The 223-nt window shown below is 62.8% G+C and carries 1 pseudogene; it reads left to right on the forward strand.

Going from position 1 to position 223, the window contains the following annotated elements:
- Positions 1-223 (forward strand): annotated as a pseudogene (locus SNR22_RS29535) (hypothetical protein); the annotation flags it as partial.

The raw sequence follows: 223 nt of genomic DNA on the forward strand, positions 1-223 counted from the left end.
GGTGGCCGAGGCGTTCAGAGATCGCGCCAGAGGCATGGCACTGGCGGACGTTACTTGAGAATCCCGACGAGGACGCCGAGTACCACAGCTATACCCAGCTCTACGCCGAGGTGATCCCCTGGCGAGCTGGCGCGATGGACATCCTGTTGAGAGCTGTCGCCGACGACGAGCTGGCAAACGTGATTCTCGCGCCGATCGATCTCCGCTGGCTGTACCACCCCTA

The sequence above is a fragment of the Micromonospora sp. RTGN7 genome, assembly GCF_033804645.1.
Lineage (GTDB): Bacteria > Actinomycetota > Actinomycetes > Mycobacteriales > Micromonosporaceae > Micromonospora.